11 protein-coding genes are annotated in these 19,023 nt (G+C 39.4%); 6 read left to right on the top strand and 5 right to left on the bottom strand.

The window, feature by feature from the left end; translation table 11 throughout:
• Positions 1–203: 203 nt before the first annotated feature.
• Entirely contained in the window at positions 204–710 is a 507-nt protein-coding gene (locus H6G75_RS20035) for a hypothetical protein (protein WP_190981749.1), read from the top strand.
• 71 nt (positions 711–781) lie between these two features.
• Here the strand turns inward: H6G75_RS20035 and H6G75_RS20040 are convergent, their stop codons facing one another.
• Positions 782–1,990: a NupC/NupG family nucleoside CNT transporter gene (locus tag H6G75_RS20040; protein ID WP_190981750.1), complete on the bottom strand. Its 1,209-nt coding sequence runs from the start codon at positions 1,988–1,990 to the stop codon at positions 782–784.
• A 231-nt stretch (positions 1,991–2,221) separates the two neighbouring features.
• On the opposite strand from H6G75_RS20040, the gene H6G75_RS20045 reads away from it, so the two are divergent.
• Positions 2,222–2,494, top strand: coding sequence for a peptidase (locus H6G75_RS20045; protein WP_190981751.1), 273 nt, complete (start codon positions 2,222–2,224; stop codon positions 2,492–2,494).
• Between the two features lie 496 nt (positions 2,495–2,990).
• On the opposite strand, the gene H6G75_RS20050 is transcribed toward H6G75_RS20045, so the two are convergent.
• Positions 2,991–3,602, bottom strand: coding sequence for a peroxiredoxin (locus H6G75_RS20050; protein WP_062294438.1), 612 nt, complete (start codon positions 3,600–3,602; stop codon positions 2,991–2,993).
• Between the two features lie 142 nt (positions 3,603–3,744).
• Between H6G75_RS20050 and H6G75_RS20055 the strand changes: the two genes are divergently transcribed.
• The 4 genes from H6G75_RS20055 to H6G75_RS20070 all read left to right on the top strand — a co-directional run bounded on the left by H6G75_RS20055 (position 3,745) and on the right by H6G75_RS20070 (position 15,450).
• A complete protein-coding gene (locus H6G75_RS20055; protein WP_190981752.1) occupies positions 3,745–5,853 on the top strand; it encodes an amylo-alpha-1,6-glucosidase in 2,109 nt (702 codons plus the stop codon).
• Between the two features lie 152 nt (positions 5,854–6,005).
• Entirely contained in the window at positions 6,006–7,112 is a 1,107-nt protein-coding gene (locus H6G75_RS20060; RefSeq protein WP_190981805.1) for a TRAP transporter substrate-binding protein, read from the top strand.
• Positions 7,113–7,417: 305 nt separating this feature from the next.
• The gene (locus H6G75_RS20065; protein ID WP_190981753.1) at positions 7,418–13,462 is read left to right on the top strand and encodes a hybrid sensor histidine kinase/response regulator; all 6,045 of its coding nucleotides are present in this window, start codon (positions 7,418–7,420) and stop codon (positions 13,460–13,462) included.
• A complete protein-coding gene (locus tag H6G75_RS20070) occupies positions 13,459–15,450 on the top strand; it encodes a response regulator (RefSeq protein ID WP_190981754.1) in 1,992 nt (663 codons plus the stop codon). Before H6G75_RS20065 ends, H6G75_RS20070 begins: the two co-directional genes overlap by 4 nt.
• A 24-nt stretch (positions 15,451–15,474) precedes the next feature.
• Here the strand turns inward: H6G75_RS20070 and H6G75_RS20075 are convergent, their stop codons facing one another.
• From H6G75_RS20075 to H6G75_RS20085, 3 genes are all read right to left on the bottom strand, one after another.
• Positions 15,475–16,812 (bottom strand): TRAP transporter large permease subunit, encoded by a 1,338-nt coding sequence (locus H6G75_RS20075; protein WP_190981755.1) that lies wholly within the window; start codon positions 16,810–16,812, stop codon positions 15,475–15,477.
• Positions 16,796–17,350 (bottom strand): TRAP transporter small permease subunit, encoded by a 555-nt coding sequence (locus tag H6G75_RS20080; protein ID WP_190981756.1) that lies wholly within the window; start codon positions 17,348–17,350, stop codon positions 16,796–16,798. The genes H6G75_RS20075 and H6G75_RS20080 overlap by 17 nt, the downstream gene beginning before the upstream one ends.
• Before the next feature lie 159 nt (positions 17,351–17,509).
• The gene (locus tag H6G75_RS20085) at positions 17,510–18,970 is read right to left on the bottom strand and encodes a pentapeptide repeat-containing protein (RefSeq protein WP_190981757.1); all 1,461 of its coding nucleotides are present in this window, start codon (positions 18,968–18,970) and stop codon (positions 17,510–17,512) included.
• Positions 18,971–19,023: the final 53 nt, after the last annotated feature.

Raw genomic sequence — 19,023 nt, forward strand, 5'->3', positions numbered from 1 at the left:
TGTTTATATTGCCAATTGCTTGTATAACTCTTTCCCTACTTGGGCTTTTGCCACCAATTACTGCTAATTCTATTGAATTATACTGATTTTATTCATGCTATTCTAGCATAGCTACTCTGGGAGAGCCAAAAATATCAATCATTCGCTACATTTGCCTCAGTTGCTAAAATAGAACAGCAAAAAATAGTCTAAGTATCCCAGCAGTGCGAAGATATCAAGTCTTTTATTTAATATTTTTTCTCACTTTAGCTGCTATTGTTAGCTTTTGTTTATTCACTGATGTTTCACCGTTGGTTAGTTGCGATAAGTGGAAATATTCTAGTAATTACCCACCAGAAAAATATTATGCCCATCCTGTAGATTTAGTTGTGACACCTTGGCGGGGACAACATAATGTATATGGGACATTCATTATTCCCAATGGTTATAAAAATGATGGCTTTTTTACGCTCACATTACCAGGAGATAAAACTTACTGTGGACAACTGTTAAATGTGAGTAGTTTTGTCATTCCGGGAATTTACCCACAGCCAAAAAACCGTGTTCTTAGGGGGTATTTAAATACTCGCATCGCTCTTTGGCTGATCTTGCAAGGACATATTAACGATTTAAAACAACCAAACAATTGGAAACTAGGTTATTTTGAAAGCAAAAAAGTTAATAAGAATAGAAATAGTGTTTATCATCCTAGTAATACAAAATCCATATAAAGAAGTATGTAATTATAACTTCTTTTTAGTCTTTTAACTTTTTAATTTTGCCTTATTTATTCAGTCATTTTTCAAACTAGCACTCCCGCAATACAAGCAGTAATAAAACCAGCTAATAGTCCTCCAATCATTGTCCTCACTCCCAAGCGAGCTAAGTCATGTTGACGGTGAGGAGCCATACCTGTCAGTCCGCCAATTGTAATGCCAATTGAGCCGATATTGGCAAAGTTGCATAATGCGTAAGTTGCAATAATTACGGCACGTTGAGAAATTTTTCCGTCTTGAATTAGTTGTTTTAAATCTAAGAAAGCAATAAATTCATTTAAAATTGTTTTTGTTCCTAATAGCGCCCCGACTTGTTGGCAATCTTGCCACGGTACACCCATCAACCATGCCACAGGAGCCATAACAAAAGATAATATCAACTGTAAGGATAATTGCGGTAAATTTACAAGTGAACCAAACCAACCCAATAAAGCATTTAAAGCCGCAAGTAATCCTAAAAAAGCAATAATCATTACCCCCACATTCACAGCTAATTTTACGCCATCAATAGCGCCTGTTGTAGCTGCATCAATGACGTTGACATAGTTGGTTTCGACATCAATTTTGGCTTGTCCTGCTGTTTGAGAAACTTCGGTTTCTGGATACATTAATTTTGATACAACTAAAGATGTAGGTGCAGTCATAAAAAAGGCTGCAATTAAGTGTTCTGGGGGAATACCAAAGGAAAGATAAGCGCCTAAAACTCCACCGGCAATTGTGGCAAAACCTCCCGTCATCACGGCATGAAGTTCGGATAAAGTCATACTGCCTATATATGGTTTAACCATCAGTGCAGCTTCTGTCGGCCCTAAAAAGATGTTACCTGCACAAGATAATGATTCTGAACCTGATGTTTTCATAGTTTTAATCATTACCCAGGCGAGCAAATTGACGACTCGCTGTAAAATTCCGTAGTAATACAAAACACTAATAAAAGCAGAGAAAAAGATAATAGTTGGGAGTACTTGAAAGGCAAAGAAATGGTCTTTAAAATTTTCGCCAAAGACAAATTTTGCCCCAACATCAGAAAAAGCTAAGAAATTACTGACAATATCTCCTAAAGATTTAAATATATTTAAACCCCAAGGTGTTTTCAAAATTAGCAGTGCAAATATAAACTCTAATCCCAAACCCCAAGCTACTGTACGCCAACGAACTGCTTGACGTTCCACAGATAAAGCATAAGAGATGCCAAGAAAGACTAATATTCCCAGTATGGAGATAGCACGTTCCATAGTAACTGCCAAAAATGTATAGCTATGATACTCGGCTATCCAGCATACATAAAAATGTAACTTTTTTAACTTTTGGATTTGACTGTCTTGGTATCAAAGAAAAATGCGATCGCCCGTTAATTGAGAATTAAACTCTATAAAAGTGCAAAGTTCAAAATTTTTAATAAAACTTTCCGTGTCAAACAATGCCAAAACTGATACCTTAAAATTTACTTTGTTTAAAAACAGTTTATGAATCGCATGTTTCGCCGCTATCACCGTCAGATAGCCATTATTCTGTGCTTGCCTTTATTTTTAACTGTATTAACTGGTATGGGTTATACCATAGCCCATGAAATATTACACCAAGATGAGATAGGTGAATTCCTCTTAGGGTTGCATACCTTAGAAATCGTTCATTTAGAAAAAATTTACCCACTTTTGAATGGTTTAGGGTTAGTTGGCTTGTTAATTACTGGCGTAACTATGACAGGTTTATTCCGTAAACGAGTTTCACAGGAATAATTTTGTGGTTTTGGAGATTAATTTCTCTGCGCTAACTGTACTCGCCGTTTAGCGAGAGATGTTTAAGGCACAAAAAATGCTTCGTATATTTATAAGGTTTAGAGATGATTGATAAAGTAAACCTTAAATTTTAGGGTGAATTATAGCAACGTTTAACGCACCATCTTTCTCGGTGCGTGACGGCTAATTCTCTCTCTTTTAAGTTCCAAAATCCTTGTATAGCCGTAACACACCCTACTAGCGTGACAAGCCTTAAATGTTGCATTATAAATTTCTTGTGGGATGGGCTTCTAGCCCGTCCGGTGCGGGCAGGATGCCCACACCACAAGAGTCATTTTTATGCCCTATTTTAGCCTTGCCACGCCACTACTTAAAGTATATTCGTGCCGATTAATTAATACAAAAAACCACAGATAAACCCAGTGTTTACCTGTGGTAAAAATGAATTTTACCTTCAATGCCAACAAAAACTATTGGAATTGAAAGCGAGAAAATTCTAGACGGAAGCGAAGTAAACTTTAGACTTCACAGGGTCAGGAGTCATTGTCTGATCTCCTGGTTGCCAACCAGCAGGACAAACTTCATCAGGATGTGATTGTACGTGCTGAATAGCTTGTAATGTCCGTAGGGTTTCATCAACGCTACGACCAAAAGCTAGGTTGTTAATGGTAGCGTGTTGGATGATACCATCTTTGTCAATCAAGAACAGACCACGCAATGCAACGCCTGCTGCTGGGTCAAGAACGTTGTAAGCCGCGCTAATTTCTTTCTTGATGTCGGAAACTAGGGGATAATTGAGGTCGCCTACGCCACCAGATTTGCGATCAGTTTGAATCCAAGCGAGGTGGGAGAACTCACTATCAACGGAAACACCGAGAACTTCAGTGTTAAGTTTCTTGAATTCTTCGTAGCGATCGCTAAATGCTGTGATTTCAGTAGGACAAACAAAGGTAAAGTCTAGGGGGTAGAAAAATAAGACTACATACTTACCGCGATAGTCGGAAAGTTTGATTGTCTTGAATTCCTGATCAAATACAGCAGTTGCTGTAAAGTCGGGAGCTTGTTGACCAACGCGGAGGCTTCCTTCTGTTCCGTAAGTGAGGGACATTAACCTAATTCTCCTTCAACTTATATTTTGTTTTGGTAGCGTTAGGATTCGGGTCAGGTAAAACTCACCCATCCACGCTGATTCACAGTTTAATTACGATCTGTTACGACTATATCATAGTCATAACGATTTTGAGTAGCAAATGACCAATTTAGATACAAGAGAATGGTTACTAACCAATGGCTTAGGCAGTTTTGCCAGTGGGACAGTTTCTGATGTCCGCACACGTACCTACCACGGTTGGTTATTTGCCGCTACAAATCCGCCATCTGGGCGCACCCTATTGTTATCGCACTTAGAAGCGAGTTTAGAAGTATCAAAGGGAGTCGTGGCACTAGGAACAAACATTTGGGGCAGTGGTGAGATTAAGCCCACAGGTTACGAACTCCTACGATCTTTTGATATTAACCCAGTACCCAAATGGATTTGGGGTGAAGATAACTGGCAGTTAAGTAGACAACTGTTAATGCCATACTATGCCAGTGAAGGCAGTAGGGAAGGTAACTCCCAAGCCCATCGGATATTGATTCACTATCGTTATGACGGCATAGAGACAGCAATTTTAAAATTGAGGTTGTTGATTTGCGATCGCGACTTTCATCGTCAACAAACTGCCACAGGGTTACAATTTTCCCAATTACTAGGGCAACAACAAGTTTGCCTACAAGCGATCGCATCGGGACACTTTGGCAAACCTTGGTATTTACGTTGGACTCAGGGTAAATATCAAGCAGACGCATTTTGGTATTGGAATTACGTCTTACCAGAAGAAACACGCCGAGGATTAGGTAATTATGAAGACCTTTATAGTCCTGGCTATTTAATCGTCACACTCCAGCCAGGAGATAGCGTCACCTTAGAAGCAAGGTTAGGTTTTCCTGACCCACAGCAAAACCCACTGTTAACAGAAAGTTTTGCAGAAGCAGTCGAAGCAGAACAAGAAAGACTCAGCCAGATTTTTGGCTACATTCAACCCAAAAATCGAGATTGGGAATCAACCACAGGCTTATTTACAAGTAAAGCAGCAACCGCCCAGGAAAGTGAAGAAAGCCCTCAATTCCCAGTTTCCTGTCCACTGCTGAATACCCAATCTCTGATTTGGCAACAATTACTCAAAGCCAGTGATCAGTTTATTGTGTATCGGGCTGCCGTTGCTGGCCCAACAATTATTGCTGGTTATCACTGGTTTAATGACAGAGGGCGTGATACGTTAATTGCCTTACCAGGTCTAGCATTAGTGCCGCAACGCTACGAATTAGCCAAAGGGTTATTACAAACTTTTGGGCTTTACTGTCGCCACGGTTTAATTCCCAATGCCTTTCCTGATGTTGATGGTGAACCATCTTACAACAGTATTGATGCGGCGCTCTGGTGGATTGAAACATTAGGACTGTACTTAGAAGTCACCCAAGACTGGGAATTTTTAGCAGACCAATTCCCGATAGTGCAGCAAATTCACAAAGCCTTTGTTGGTGGGACAAGATATAACATCCAAGTTGATGCCACCGATGGATTAGTGGGTTGGTATGCTCGTGGTGTAGCTTTAACTTGGATGGATGCTCTAGTTAATGGTCAACCTGTAACGCCTCGTCATGGTAAGCCAGTAGAAATTAATGCCCTGTGGTATTCTGCGTTGTGTTGGATGAGCCAATGGGCGCAACGCTTAAGCCAAATGCCTGTGGAGGATGCACCACGTTTAGCAAAACAGGCGCAACGTTATACACAGCAAGCACAACAGGTAAAAGTTTCCCTGCAAAAATTCTGGAATCCAATGTTGGGTTACTTTTACGACACCATTGAACCAGACGATCGCCGCAACTCCCAAATTCGCCCCAATGCTGTGATTGCGTTATCTTTACGCCATTGTGGATTTTCTCAACAACAAGGTCGTCAGGTACTCGACTTAGCCACTTATCGCTTGCTGACTCCCTATGGACTGCGTAGCTTGGATGCGATTGATCCGGAATATGTAGGTAAGTATACAGGTATGCCCCATGATCGCGATCGCGCTTACCATCAAGGTACCGTTTGGAGTTGGTTAATTGGGCCGTTTATTCGTGCTTGGCAGCGTTTTTACCCCAAACAACCACTGCCTTTTAATTGGCAACCTCTCATCGACCATTTTCTTGCCGATGCTTGTCTTGGCTCCATTTCCGAAATTTTTGATGGCGACCCACCGCACACCCCCAGAGGTGCGATCGCTCAAGCTTGGTCAATAGCCGAAGTGATGCGTCATATCCAAGAATTTTGAATTTTGACTTTGCTGTAAGACTGTAAGTGTTCAAAACCCTTACCTCCATACACCCGCATCAACCGACCATATTTGTGCTTAAATCCTGAATCAAATATGAGAAACTATCTTCTCTAACCCCTAATTTCTAGTCTCTAGTCTCTATAAGCATGATGAAACGCCGAAAGATTTTAAACACAGCCGCTTTAGCCACAGCCACTGCTGCAACTTTAACTGCTTGTAACCGTAGTAATACATCCCCTGGAGTGCAAACTGGACTCCCGACTGTCCGGTGGCGAATGGCTACTAGTTGGACTAAAAGTTTAGGGACTTTTATTGGTGCAAAGGTAGTTTCACAACGAGTCAAGGAAATGACTAACGGTCGGTTTACAATTACTCCCTTTGCGGCTGGCGAGTTAGTCCCAGGATTGCAAGTTTTAGATGCGGTGCAAGCCGGAACTGTAGAATGCGGTCATACATCCAGCTATTATTACATTGGTAAAAGTCCAGCTTTAGCTTTCGCCACCTCTGTACCCTTTGGTTTAAACGCCCAACAGCAAAATGCTTGGCTATATCATGGCGGCGGTTTAGAAGCAATTCAGAAAGTCTATGCCAATTTCAATATTATTAATTTTCCCGCAGGTAATACTGGGGCGCAGATGGGGGGCTGGTTTAAAAAAGAAATTAAAACTGTCGCTGACCTCAAAGGTTTAAAAATGCGAATTCCGGGGTTAGGCGGACAAGTAATGTCGCGTTTGGGTGTGAATGTGCAAGTTTTACCTGGAGGCGAAATTTATTTGTCACTCGACCGGGGTGCGATTGATGCGGCTGAATGGGTAGGCCCTTACGATGACGAAAAACTTGGCTTAAATAAAGCTGCAAAATATTATTACTATCCCGGTTGGTGGGAACCAGGGCCATCTTTGGATGTGTTAGTCAATTTGAACGCTTGGAACAAATTACCCCAAGAATATCAGCAGATTTTAAAAGCTGCTACTTTAGAAGCAAACATGAATATGCTGACAGAGTATGATGCGTTGAATGGTGCTGCACTTTCGAGATTAATTGCTGGCGGTACGCAACTAACGCCCTATAGTCAGGAGATTTTACAAGCAGCACAGCAAATTGCCATTGAGATATATCAAGAAAACGCCACTAAAGATACTAACTTCAAACAAGTTTATGAACAGTGGAAAAACTTCCGCCAACAAGTTTATAACTGGAATCGGGTGAATGAATTAAGCTACGCCAACTTTGTTACTGCTAGTAATAGCAAGTGATAGCTTCCCCACACGCTGTTGTACTTTGTGTGGGGATATAAATTTTATGTTGAGCTTGCTTGTGTGGGAATGTTGATTTAGGGATAGCGATCGCACAAAAAACATCCGCCAAGTTAGTTTATTTGTATTACTATAATCATAGTGTCAACAGTATTGCTGACCTGAGTTTTTCAACTCTCAATCTCATCTGGTAAATACCTCAGCTTGAGCAAACTTTAAGAAAATATTTACAAAATTCATTAATAGCCAAATAGCTTCTTGATCACTGAGCTTACGATTTAGCTCACGCAAGTGAAAAAATAAACATGAGTATTATTCTTGCCGACTACAATCTTATTAAAATTTTGTACCAGAACACCAATACCTGTATTTATCGTGCTGTCAAAGAGTCAGAAAAAATATCAGTAATTATTAAAACTATCACAAATGAGTATCCTACAATCGAACAAATCACTCGGCTGAGATACGAGTATCAAATACTGCAATCTTTAGCAATAGAAGAAGTGATTCAACCTCTAGCTTTAGAAACTACACAAAATAGAATTACACTGATTCTACAAGACTTTCCTGGAGAAACATTGCATGATTTCATTCGCACAAATAACTTAAAATTAACTGTTTTTTTAGAAATTGCAATTCAATTAGCATCAACATTATCTCAGTTACATCAAAATAATATTATTCATAAAGATATCCAACCTTATAATATTTTAATTGACCCTAACACAAATAAAATCAAAATTATCAATTTTAGTATTGCTTCACGCTTACATAGAGAAAATCAGACTGTAAATAACATCAATTTGTTAGAAGGTAGTCTTGCTTATTTATCACCCGAACAAACCGGGAGAATGAACCGCTTAATAGACTACCGTACGGATTTTTATTCTTTAGGTGTTACCCTTTATCAAATGTTAGTGGGTAAACTGCCATTTGTAGCAAGCGATCCTTTAGAAATAATTCATTCTCATATTGCAAGAATTCCTATACCACCTCAAGAATTAAATTCACAAATTCCACCAGCAGTATCTAATATTGTGCTGAAATTATTAGCTAAGACTGCTGAGGAACGATATCAGAATGCCTTGGGTTTAAAAGCCGATTTAGAATTATGTTTACATCAGTTACAAACAATTGGCAAAATTACAGATTTTGTTGTCGGTAAACTTGATTTAAATAGTCAATTTGTAATTCCTCAAAAACTTTATGGACGCGAGCAAGAAGTTGCTCAATTGATTAGTATTTTTGAGCAAGTTAGTTCTGGCAGCACTGAATTAATCCTAGTTAGTGGTTATTCGGGAATTGGTAAATCTTCGTTAGTCAATGAAGTTTCTCAATCGATTATCCGCCAGCGTGGTTATTCTATTTCAGGAAAGTTTGACCAGTATAAACGTCATATACCTTATGCAGCATTTATCCAAGCATTCCAAGAATTAATTCGACAGATATTAACAGAAAGCTCTGAAAAAATCACCAGATGGAAGATGAAAATTCTATCAGCAGTTGGTGTTTACGGTCAAGTAATTATTGATGTGATTCCTGATGTTGAAAAAATTATCGGTACCCAGCCAGAAATCCCGTTATTAGGAATTAATGAAACACAAAACCGCTTTAATCGATTATTTCAACAATTTATTTATGTATTTTCCCAAACAGAACATCCATTAGTAATTTTCTTAGATGACTTACAGTGGGCAGATATTGCATCTCTTAAATTAATTCAATTACTTCTGAGTGATATTGAGAGCAAATATTTATTACTCATAGGTGCATATCGTGATCATGAAGTCAGTTCAACCCATCCATTAATATTAACTCTCGAAAAACTAAAAAACAGTGAGGTAAATATTAATAATATTAGACTGCATCCGTTGAATATTAGTCATGTTCAACAACTGGTTAGTGATACATTTCAGAGTTTTCCAGAAAATTCCCAAGAATTAGCTAATTTAGTTTTTCATAAAACCCAAGGCAACCCATTTTTTGTGACACAATTACTCAAATCTCTTTATCAAGAAAACTTATTGTTTTTTAATTTTGATACCGCTTGTTGGCAGTGGCATATCGACACTATAAAAGATATTGCCATTACCGATAATGTCGTTGAATTGATGGTGAACCAAATTCAAAAATTATCACCAACAACCCAAAAAAAATTACAACTAGCTGCTTGTATTGGAGATAAGTTTAACTTAGATGTTTTGAGTATTGTAAATCAAAAATCTTGGGCAGAAACAGCCAAAGAACTTTGGGAAGCTTTGCAGGCAGGTTTGGTTTTACCTTTAGATGCGTCTTATAAAAGACCTTTAGTTTTAAGTGAACAACAAACAGAACAGCAAATTAGCTATAAATTTTTACATGATCGTGTACAACAGGCATCTTATTCGCTAATTCCTGATATTGAAAAAAAAATCACTCATTTTACTATTGGTAGATTACTGTTACAAAAATTTTCCCCAGAAGAGCAGAAAGAGCATATTTTTTATTTAGTCAATCATCTCAATTATGGCATTGATTTGCTCACATCAGATTGGGAAAGATATGAGTTAGCAGAACTTAATTTGATTGCAGGTAAGAAAGCAAAAGCAGCCGCCGCTTATGAGTCTGCAATAGGCTATTTAAATATAGGTTTAAGCCTCATCGGTAATTCTAGCTGGAATCAGCAATATGAATTAACCTTAGATTTACATCAACAAGCAGTAGAAGTGGCATTTTTGGGTGGTGACTTTGAGCAAATGGAGTTATTAGCTGAAGTCGTACTGCAACAAGCTAAAACACAACTGGAAAAAGTGAAAGTTTATGAGTTGCGAATCAAAAGCTGTGAAGTACAAAGGAAATTAATGGCGGCTGTGCAGCTTGGGTTACGAGTTTTAGAGATGTTAGGAGTAAAACTTAACCAAGCACCAACAGAGTTAGATATTCAGCAAGCTATTCAAGAAACTACAAATTATTTAGCCGGGAAACAAATTGCAGATTTAATTAATTCACCTGCGGTGACAGATCCTCACAAACTAGCAGCAATGAGACTAATAGCCAGTTTAGTCCCTGCTGCTTATCAATCTGCACCAGAATTATTTATTTTGATGGCTTGTCAACAAGTTAACTTATCTATTCAATATGGTAATACACCATTTTCAGCTAGTGGTTTTGCTGATTTTGGCGTAGTTTTTAGTGGCTTATGCCAAAATATTGATGCTGCTTATCAAGTTGGAAAATTAGCTTTAAATTTATTGAATAGTTTAGATGCTGATGAAGTCAGAAGCCAAGTTTTATTTAAAGTAGCTACTTTCATCATCCATTGGAAACACCATGTCAAAGATACTTTACCGCTTTTAGAAGCTGCTTACTTAAGTGGATTAGAAACAGGAGATTTAGTACATACAGGATATTCAGCCAGTAATAGGTGTCAATATGCCTATTGGAGCGGCGCAGAATTAACCAGTCTTGAACAGGAAATGGCAAGATATAGTAAGGCGATCGCACAAATTCATCAAGAGACTGCTTTAAAATGGCATCAAGTATTTCACCAAGCAGTTTTGAATTTATTGGGATTATCTGCCAACCCTTGTCTGTTAATTGGTGAAGCTTACAACGAAGTGGAATTGTTAGCACTGCATATCCAATCAAATGAACGCACCATTATTCACTATGTATTTCTCAATAAATTAATTTTGTGCTATCTCTTTGGAGATTTTGCCCAATCTGTAGAAAATGCCCACAATGCAGAACAGTATTTAGATGGAGTTACAGGGTGGTTAAATGTGCCATCATTTCATTTCTATGATTCTTTAGTACAACTTGCTATTTATCCATCATCTGCATCTAATCATCAAAAACTGCTGCTGAATAAAGTCAATTATAATCAACAAAAAATGCAAACATGGGCGAGTTATGCGCCGATGAATTTTCAACATAAATATGAGCTTGTGGAAGCGGAAAAAGCCAGAGTTTTAGGGCAGTATTGGCAAGCAATGGCACATTATGACAAAGCCATTATCGCTGCAAAAAACCAAGGATATATCCAAGAAGCAGCTCTCGCCAATGAACTAGCAGCAAAGTTTTATTTTGAGACTGGTAGAGACAAGGTAGCTCAGATTTATTTGATTGATGCTTACTATGGATATAGTAACTGGGGAGCCATAGCCAAGTTGCGAGATTTGGAAGTTAAATATCCCCAAATTGTCGCGCGGCTGTCGGAACGCCAAACGCTAAACTTAGGTAAAAATCAACTCATCAACGCTATCAATCACAATACAAGTGAAGCTTTTGATTTAGCAACAGTGATGAAAGCGGCTCAAGCACTTTCTGGTGAAATTGTTTTAGACAAATTACTGGCTAAATTAATGCAAATTCTCCTAGAGAATGCTGGTGCAGCCAGAGGATATTTAATTCTAAATCAGGCAAATACTTTATTAATTGCAGCATCAGGTAGTTTTGATCAACCTGAAATTAATGTCCGCCAATCTACCCCTGTAGAATCCAGTGATAATTTGCCCAGTTCAGTGATTAATTATGTGTATCGTACAGGAGAAAATGTGGTTATTAATGACGCTAATTGTGAAGGTGGATTTACCACAGATGATTACATTGTTAAGCATAAACCAAGGTCAATTTTATGTAGTCCAATTGTAAATCAAGGCAAATTAATTGGCATACTTTACTTAGAAAATAAATTGATTGCTGGGGCATTTACACCAGAACGATTAGAAGTTTTACAACTTTTATCATCACAAGCAGCAATTTCTTTAGAAAATGCCCGCCTTTATCATGATTTAGAAGAGTATAATCAAACATTAGAAACAAAAGTTAAAGAACGGACTTTAGAATTACAAGCGAAAAATTCCCAATTACAACAAGAAATTCAGGAACGCCAAAGAGCCGAAGAAGCAGCCGCAGCCGCTAACCGCGCCAAAAGTGAATTTTTGGCTAATATGAGTCACGAACTGCGGACACCGTTAAATGGCATTTTAGGTTATACGCAAATATTTCAAACAGATGCGTCTTTGAGTAGTCAACAGAAAAATGGTGTAAATATCATTCATCAGTGTGGCGAACATCTCTTAACACTAATTAATGATATTTTAGATATTTCTAAAATTGAAGCTCGGAAAATGGAGCTTGAATTGAAAGAATTTAATCTTCCTGGCTTTTTAGAAGGGATTGCCGAAATTTGCCGACTACGAGCAGAAATTAAAGGCATAGCTTTAGTTTATCAGCCACTTGGTTATTTACCCAGGCTAATTCGAGGTGATGAAAAACGCTTACGTCAGGTTTTAATCAATTTATTAAGTAATGCTGTTAAGTTTACAAAAAAAGGTAGGATAAATTTTAAAGTAGGTTATGCAACCCAGGATGGAGACTGGATATTAAATGGAGAAGAACTTACTAGCCAATCTCCAACACCAAAAATTCGCTTTTTAGTAGAAGACACAGGAATTGGCATTGCTCATGAGCAATTAGAAGAAATATTTCTACCGTTCAAACAAGCGGGTGAGGATAGTTTGAAGACGGAAGGAACTGGGTTAGGCTTATCAATTAGCCGTCAATTAGTTCAGATGATGGGTGGCGAATTGCGTGTCAAAAGTGAACTAGGTAAAGGCAGTATTTTTTGGCTAGATTTGGAATTACCGGAAGTTGAGCAACAGTTAAATTTTGATAGTGAGCCATCTAAGATTATTGGTTTTACATGCTCTCAACGCAAGATTTTAATTGTTGATGATAAATGGGAAAATCGCTCAGTGTTAGTCAATATTTTAGAGCCTTTGGGTTTTGAAATTTTGGAAGCAGGTGATGGTGTAGACTGCCTGGATAAAATACCCAAGTTTCAGCCAGATTTGATTTTGATGGATTTGGTGATGACAGGAATGGATGGTTTTGAAGCTACTCGACGCTTGCGATTGTTACCAAACTTTAAGGAAACAATAGTAATTGCAGTCTCAGCAAGTGTGTTTGAGTTTAATCAACAAGAAAGCCGCAAAGTTGGGTGTGATGACTTTCTAGCGAAACCTATTCAAAGAGCCGAACTTTTAGAAAAGTTACAAGTTCACTTGGGATTGACATGGGTATATGAAGACAAGGTAAGAAAGATAAAGGATGAACACCAAAGTTCAATAAATCCTTTACACTTAACATCTCAGGCTTCGATTGTGCCTCCCCCAGCAGATGAACTGGCAATTTTGTTAGATTTGGCTATGCGGGGTGACTTAAGAAGTATTGCTGAAAGAACTCAAAAATTAGCAGAACACAGTGAGGAGTTACAACCTTTTGCTGCTCGTTTATATCAACTGGCTAAAGGTTTTAAAGGGAAACAAATATTGGAGTTTCTCCAAAAGTATTCTGAGGCTTTATGAAAAACGATTTTAATAAATCCAGTGTCATTTTAATTGTTGATGATACTCCCATCAATTTAGAAATGCTTTTTGATTTTTTAGGCACGACCGGATTTACAGTATTAATTGCTGAGGATGGTGAAAGTGCGATCGCCATAGCAGAATATGGTAAGCCTGACTTAATTTTGTTAGATATCCTCATGCCAGGAATTGACGGTTTTGAAACTTGTCGTCGTCTGAAAGCGCAGGAATCAACCCAAGATATTCCCGTGATTTTTATGACAGCACTTTCGGAGACTGTTGATAAAGTCACAGGCTTTGAACTGGGTGCAGTTGATTACCTCACTAAACCACTCCAACACCAAGAAGTGTTGGCGAGAATTCAATTACATCTCAAGTTACGCGCTCTCACTAAAACATTACAAGAACAGAATTTACGTTTAGAAGCTGAAATTACAGAACGTTTGCAAGTTGAAGAAAAAATCCGCGAACAAGCAGCTTTATTAGATGTAACTAGCGATGCAATTGTCGTGAAAGATTTTAATAATCAAATTTGTTTTTGGAACCAAGGTGCGGAAAATTTGTATGGCTGGCAAGCTACAGAAGTCATTGGTCAAAATGTCAATCAGATTTTATACTCACCAGAGACTTTAGGGCAAGTCCAAAACATTTATGCAAGTATAGCTGAGTCTGGCTTTTGGCAAGGAGAATTAAACCAAGTTAACAAACAAGGACAAACTGTGATTGTGGCCAGTCGTTGGACATTAATGTGCGATCGCCATAACCAGCCTAAATCAATTTTGACTGTTAATACTGATATTACCGAAAAAAAACATTTAGAAAATCAAATTCTCCGCGCTCAACGTTTAGAAAGCATCGGCACATTAGCTAGTGGTATTGCTCATGATTTGAACAATATTTTGACACCAATTTTAACAGCCGCACAACTACTACAACTCAAACTGCCCGATACTAACGAGCGCAATCAACAAATGTTGAAAACCATCGAAGCTAATTCTAAACGCGGCGCAGCTTTAGTTAAGCAAGTTTTACAATTTGCGCGGGGAGTAGATGGGCAGCGTACCATTGTGCAAGTAAACCATTTATGTTCAGAAATTCGACAAATTGTCCAAGAGACTTTTCCTAAATCTATTGAATTAACAACCCAGATTCAGCCAGGACTTTGGGCTGTAATTGGAGATGCAACCCACCTCCATCAACTACTGATGAATTTAGTAGTTAATGCCCGTGATGCCATGCCCACAGGCGGTAGTATCAAAATTTCTGCGTCAAATCTGTTAGTAGATGAACAGTATGCACGGATGAATTTAGATGCGCGTGTCGGTGCTTATATTGTGGTGACAATTGCCGATACAGGTGTGGGAATGCCGCCAGAGATTATTGATAGAATCTTTGAGCCATTTTTCACCACTAAAGATATTGGGAAAGGTACTGGATTGGGTTTGTCGACTGTAAGAGGTATCATTCAAAGTCACGGTGGTTTTGTGAATGTTTCTAGTCAAGTTGATAAAGGTACAGAATTTAAAATTTTCTTACCAGCTGTGGAGGTAGCAAATCCACTCCTTGAGGAAGACTTAGATTTATTTAAAGGTGACGGAGAATTAATTTTAGTAGTTGATGATGAAAGTGGAATTTTAGAAACTACCAAAATTTCCTTAGAAACCTACAACTACAGAGTATTAACTGCTACTAATGGCATTGAAGCGATCGCTCTTTATGCTCAACACGAAGACGAAATTAGCTTAGTGTTGATGGATATGATGATGCCTGCAATGGACGGTGCTACGGCTATTAGCACTTTGCAAAAAATGAACTCTCAAGTCAAGGTAATTGCTGTTAGTGGTTTAACTGCTAGTAGTAAATTAACCAAAATATCTGGGGTGAAAAAGTTTATTCCTAAGCCTTATACAACCAAGGATTTATTGCAAACCTTACACAGCATTTTGGTACAGGAATCTAGACAGCAAGAGCGTGTGGCTAAATCTTAGATATAGCACGAGGCAGAAGGGCAGTTAACTTCCCAAAGAAGGTAAGAAACTGACAATCTGCGGGAAGACAATAATTAACAACACAACCAACAACTGAAGCAGAATAAACGGTATGACACCACGATAAATATCTGATGTGGTTACTTCTGGAGGTGCAACACCACGCAGATAAAATAAAGCAAAGCCAAAAGGTGGTGTTAAAAACGAAGTTTGCAGATTTGCCCCTAGTACTACACCATACCAAACTAAATCAATGCCTAATTGCTGGGCAACAGGCACAAATAAAGGTATGACGATAAAGGCAATTTCAAAAAAGTCGATAAAGAAACCGAGGATAAACACCACAATCATACTGACGGCTAAAAAGCCGACTTTCCCACCAGGAAGATTGGCGAGGACATCAAACATAAATTGATCGCCATTTAATCCTCGGAATACTAAGCTGAAAGCTGTCGAACCAAACAAAATAAACACCACCATACTGGTGATTCGTAAAGTGGTATCACATACTTGACGCAGAGATGTTAAAGTTAATTGACCATTGGCTGCTGCTAAAGCGATCGCACCTACACAACCAACTGCACCTGCTTCTGTGGGGGTGGCAATGCCAAAAAATATACTACCTAACACAAGTAAAATTACTACCAAAGGCGGCAACATCACCTGAATTACCCTTGTCCCCAAGGCTTTACCGCCAATTTCTCGCACTTGGGCAGGCAAAGCTGGTGCGGCATCTGGTTTTAAAAATGCCACAATCAGCACATGCAGGGCAAAGGCACTAGCCATCATCAAGCCGGGAATCACCGAACCAATAAATAAATTACCTACAGACACACCAAGTTGGTCGCCTAACACTACCAAAACCACACTCGGCGGAATAATTTGCCCTAAAGTGCCTGAAGCTGCAATCACACCCGTGGCTAATTGTTTGTTGTAACCATAGCGCAGCATAATTGGCAGCGAAATTAAACCCATCGCTACCACAGTGGCTGCTACGACCCCAGTAGTGGCGGCCAGTAACGCTCCCACTAACACTACTGCTAAGGCCAGTCCACCCCGTAACCGTCCCAACAAAATCCCCATCGTTTCCAGCAGCCGTTCCGCAATGCCAGATTTTTCTAGCATTGACCCCAGAAAAATAAAGTAAGGAATAGCTAACAGGGTGTAATTAGCCATAATTCCGAAAATTCGCTGGGGCATAGCGGTGAGAAATATCGGGTCAAACACACCCAAACTAATTCCCAATAAACCAAAGACAATAGCCACACCACCCAGGGAAAATGCCACGGGATATCCCAGGGATAACAAGACCAAAGCCCCGGCAAACATCAGCGGCCCCAGCCATTCATAAGCCAGTGTCACGTTGTTCCTCCTCAACTGCTAGTCTGCCTTGGATAATTGCCCAGTTTTTAATTGCTTGGGAAATTCCCTGAAAAATCAGCAATATAAAGGAGACAATAATCATTGCTTTGATTGGGTAGCGGGGTAAACCGCCAGGATCAGGGGAATTTTCCTGAATCTGCCAAGAAGCGATGATAGTATCCCAAGAAAAAATGATTACCATCACACAGAAGGGAATCAAAAAAAATACTGTCCCTAGCAAGTCTGCTAAGGCTTTGCGCCGACGTTGCCAATTACTATAAAAAATATCTACACGGACGTGTTCGTTATGCTTGAGGGTGTAAGCTGCCCCCAGCAAAAAAACTAAATCAAAAATATACCACTGCGCTTCGATGTAAGCGTTGGATGTCAGGTTACTGCCAATAAATCGTCCTACATATCGCCCGACAACGTTCCATACTCCCAGGATGACCATGACTAGCACCAGCCAACTGGTACATCGACCGATAAATTCAGTACAAGTATCAATAATTTTGGAAATTTTTAAAAGTTTCTCCAATGGTGGTATTACCTCTGTCGTGAAGATAGGGCTAGGGGTGTAGGGAAAGGGTTTTTTACGTTTTGCTTTAAGATTTTCTCATGAATAGCTGACTTGAAAGTGCTGAGTAATATATTTTCTCCCTTGCACCCTGCCCCCTGCACACTTTCCCCCAGCCTCTTAACTCGACTGTCGCCAGTGTGTAGGAGGTTCAAGATCATCGGGTAGACGGGTTGTGCGATCGCCTACTGCCATGCCAATCTGTTGTGAGTCTAAGTTTTTCACACCTGTGAGAATTGCGCCTTCTAGTTTGACATCACACAAATTTGTGCCGAATAAATTCGCGCCGATGAGGTTGGCTTTAGACAAATTCGCCTCATACAAAACTGCCCGATTCAAATTTGCACCCATGAGATTGGCTTGATATAAATCGGCTTCTGTCAAACTGGCTTCGGTGAGGTTGGCAAAAAAGACTTCTGTTTGCTGGAGTTTGGCAGCATTTAAATTTGCCCCAGACAAGTTAGCGCCATTCAAGTTGGCGGCTTGTAAGTTCGCGCCAATTAATCCGGCTAAATGCAAGTTAGCTTTACCCAGCTTTGCCCCTTGTAAATTAGCCAGAAATAATTTTGCACCTGCGAGGTTAGCAACTTTTAAGGTTGCCTGCTGTAAGTTCGCTTTATACAGGTTTGCCCCTTGTAAGTTAGCTGTACGCAGACTTGCACTTTGCAGGTTAGCAGCACGCAAGTTTGCGCCATAAAGGTTCGCACGGTTCAAGGTTGCCCCTTGTAAGTTGGCTTCCCGCAGGTTGGCTTTTTGTAAATTGGTTTCGTAGAGAATGGAGCGTACCAGTTTGGCACTGTTGAGATTAGCTCCCGAAAGGTTAGCGCCGCGTAAATCTGCACCAGAAAGGTCAGAACCGCGTAAATCTGCCCTTTCTAAATTAGCGCCGAGTAAATCTGCTCGCCGAATATCTATGTTGCGTAAATCTAATTTTTGACTTTCTAATTCTAATAGGGAATTACGTCTACCAATGATTGTCAGTGCGGCTTGGACATCCCGGCGAATTTTGGGAGCGGCTTCACTGTTGTGTTTGTTTGCCAATACCCGACTTTTGGGTTTACCCCAATATATAGGCTGTGCATCTTCTTCTTTGAAGAGTTCGCCTTCTGTGGGAATGCCTGTGTTCTCCCGCACAAATGCCGCCAGGATTTCCATAATTGTCCAGTGTTCTTTAGGAAAATCCTGGGCAATGCGTTCTAACACATAAATTGCACCGATGCGCGTTTCAATTCTCTCATGACCAAGCTGCGTAATAGCAGCCATAAATCTATCTGCAATCAATCTGTCTTGGGAGATTTGCGTATTTTGCAGACTCACTTCGACATTTTTTTCGGAGGCGATCGCATTTTTTTGCATTGCCTCGGCCCGTTTACCTGCATAATAGGCATTAACCATGACTGCCAAGCCTAAAAACATAATTGCAGTTGTGGTTAATGCTTGCGTTCTGTATTGCATTTGCTGCGAAATTGATAACTCCTTTTTACTGGAGGCAGCAAAAACAATTATATTCAGCCCCAGCGCGAATACAACTGTTGTACCTATCAACCAACGCAACATTTTGTCTGTCTTATTTGCAGACATAGGAATTAGATTCCTCACACTACAGAATTATTACTTAGAGGTTGGGATGAGTA

The sequence above is a fragment of the Nostoc sp. FACHB-280 genome (genome assembly GCF_014697615.1).
Taxonomy (GTDB): Bacteria; Cyanobacteriota; Cyanobacteriia; order Cyanobacteriales; family Nostocaceae; genus Nostoc_B.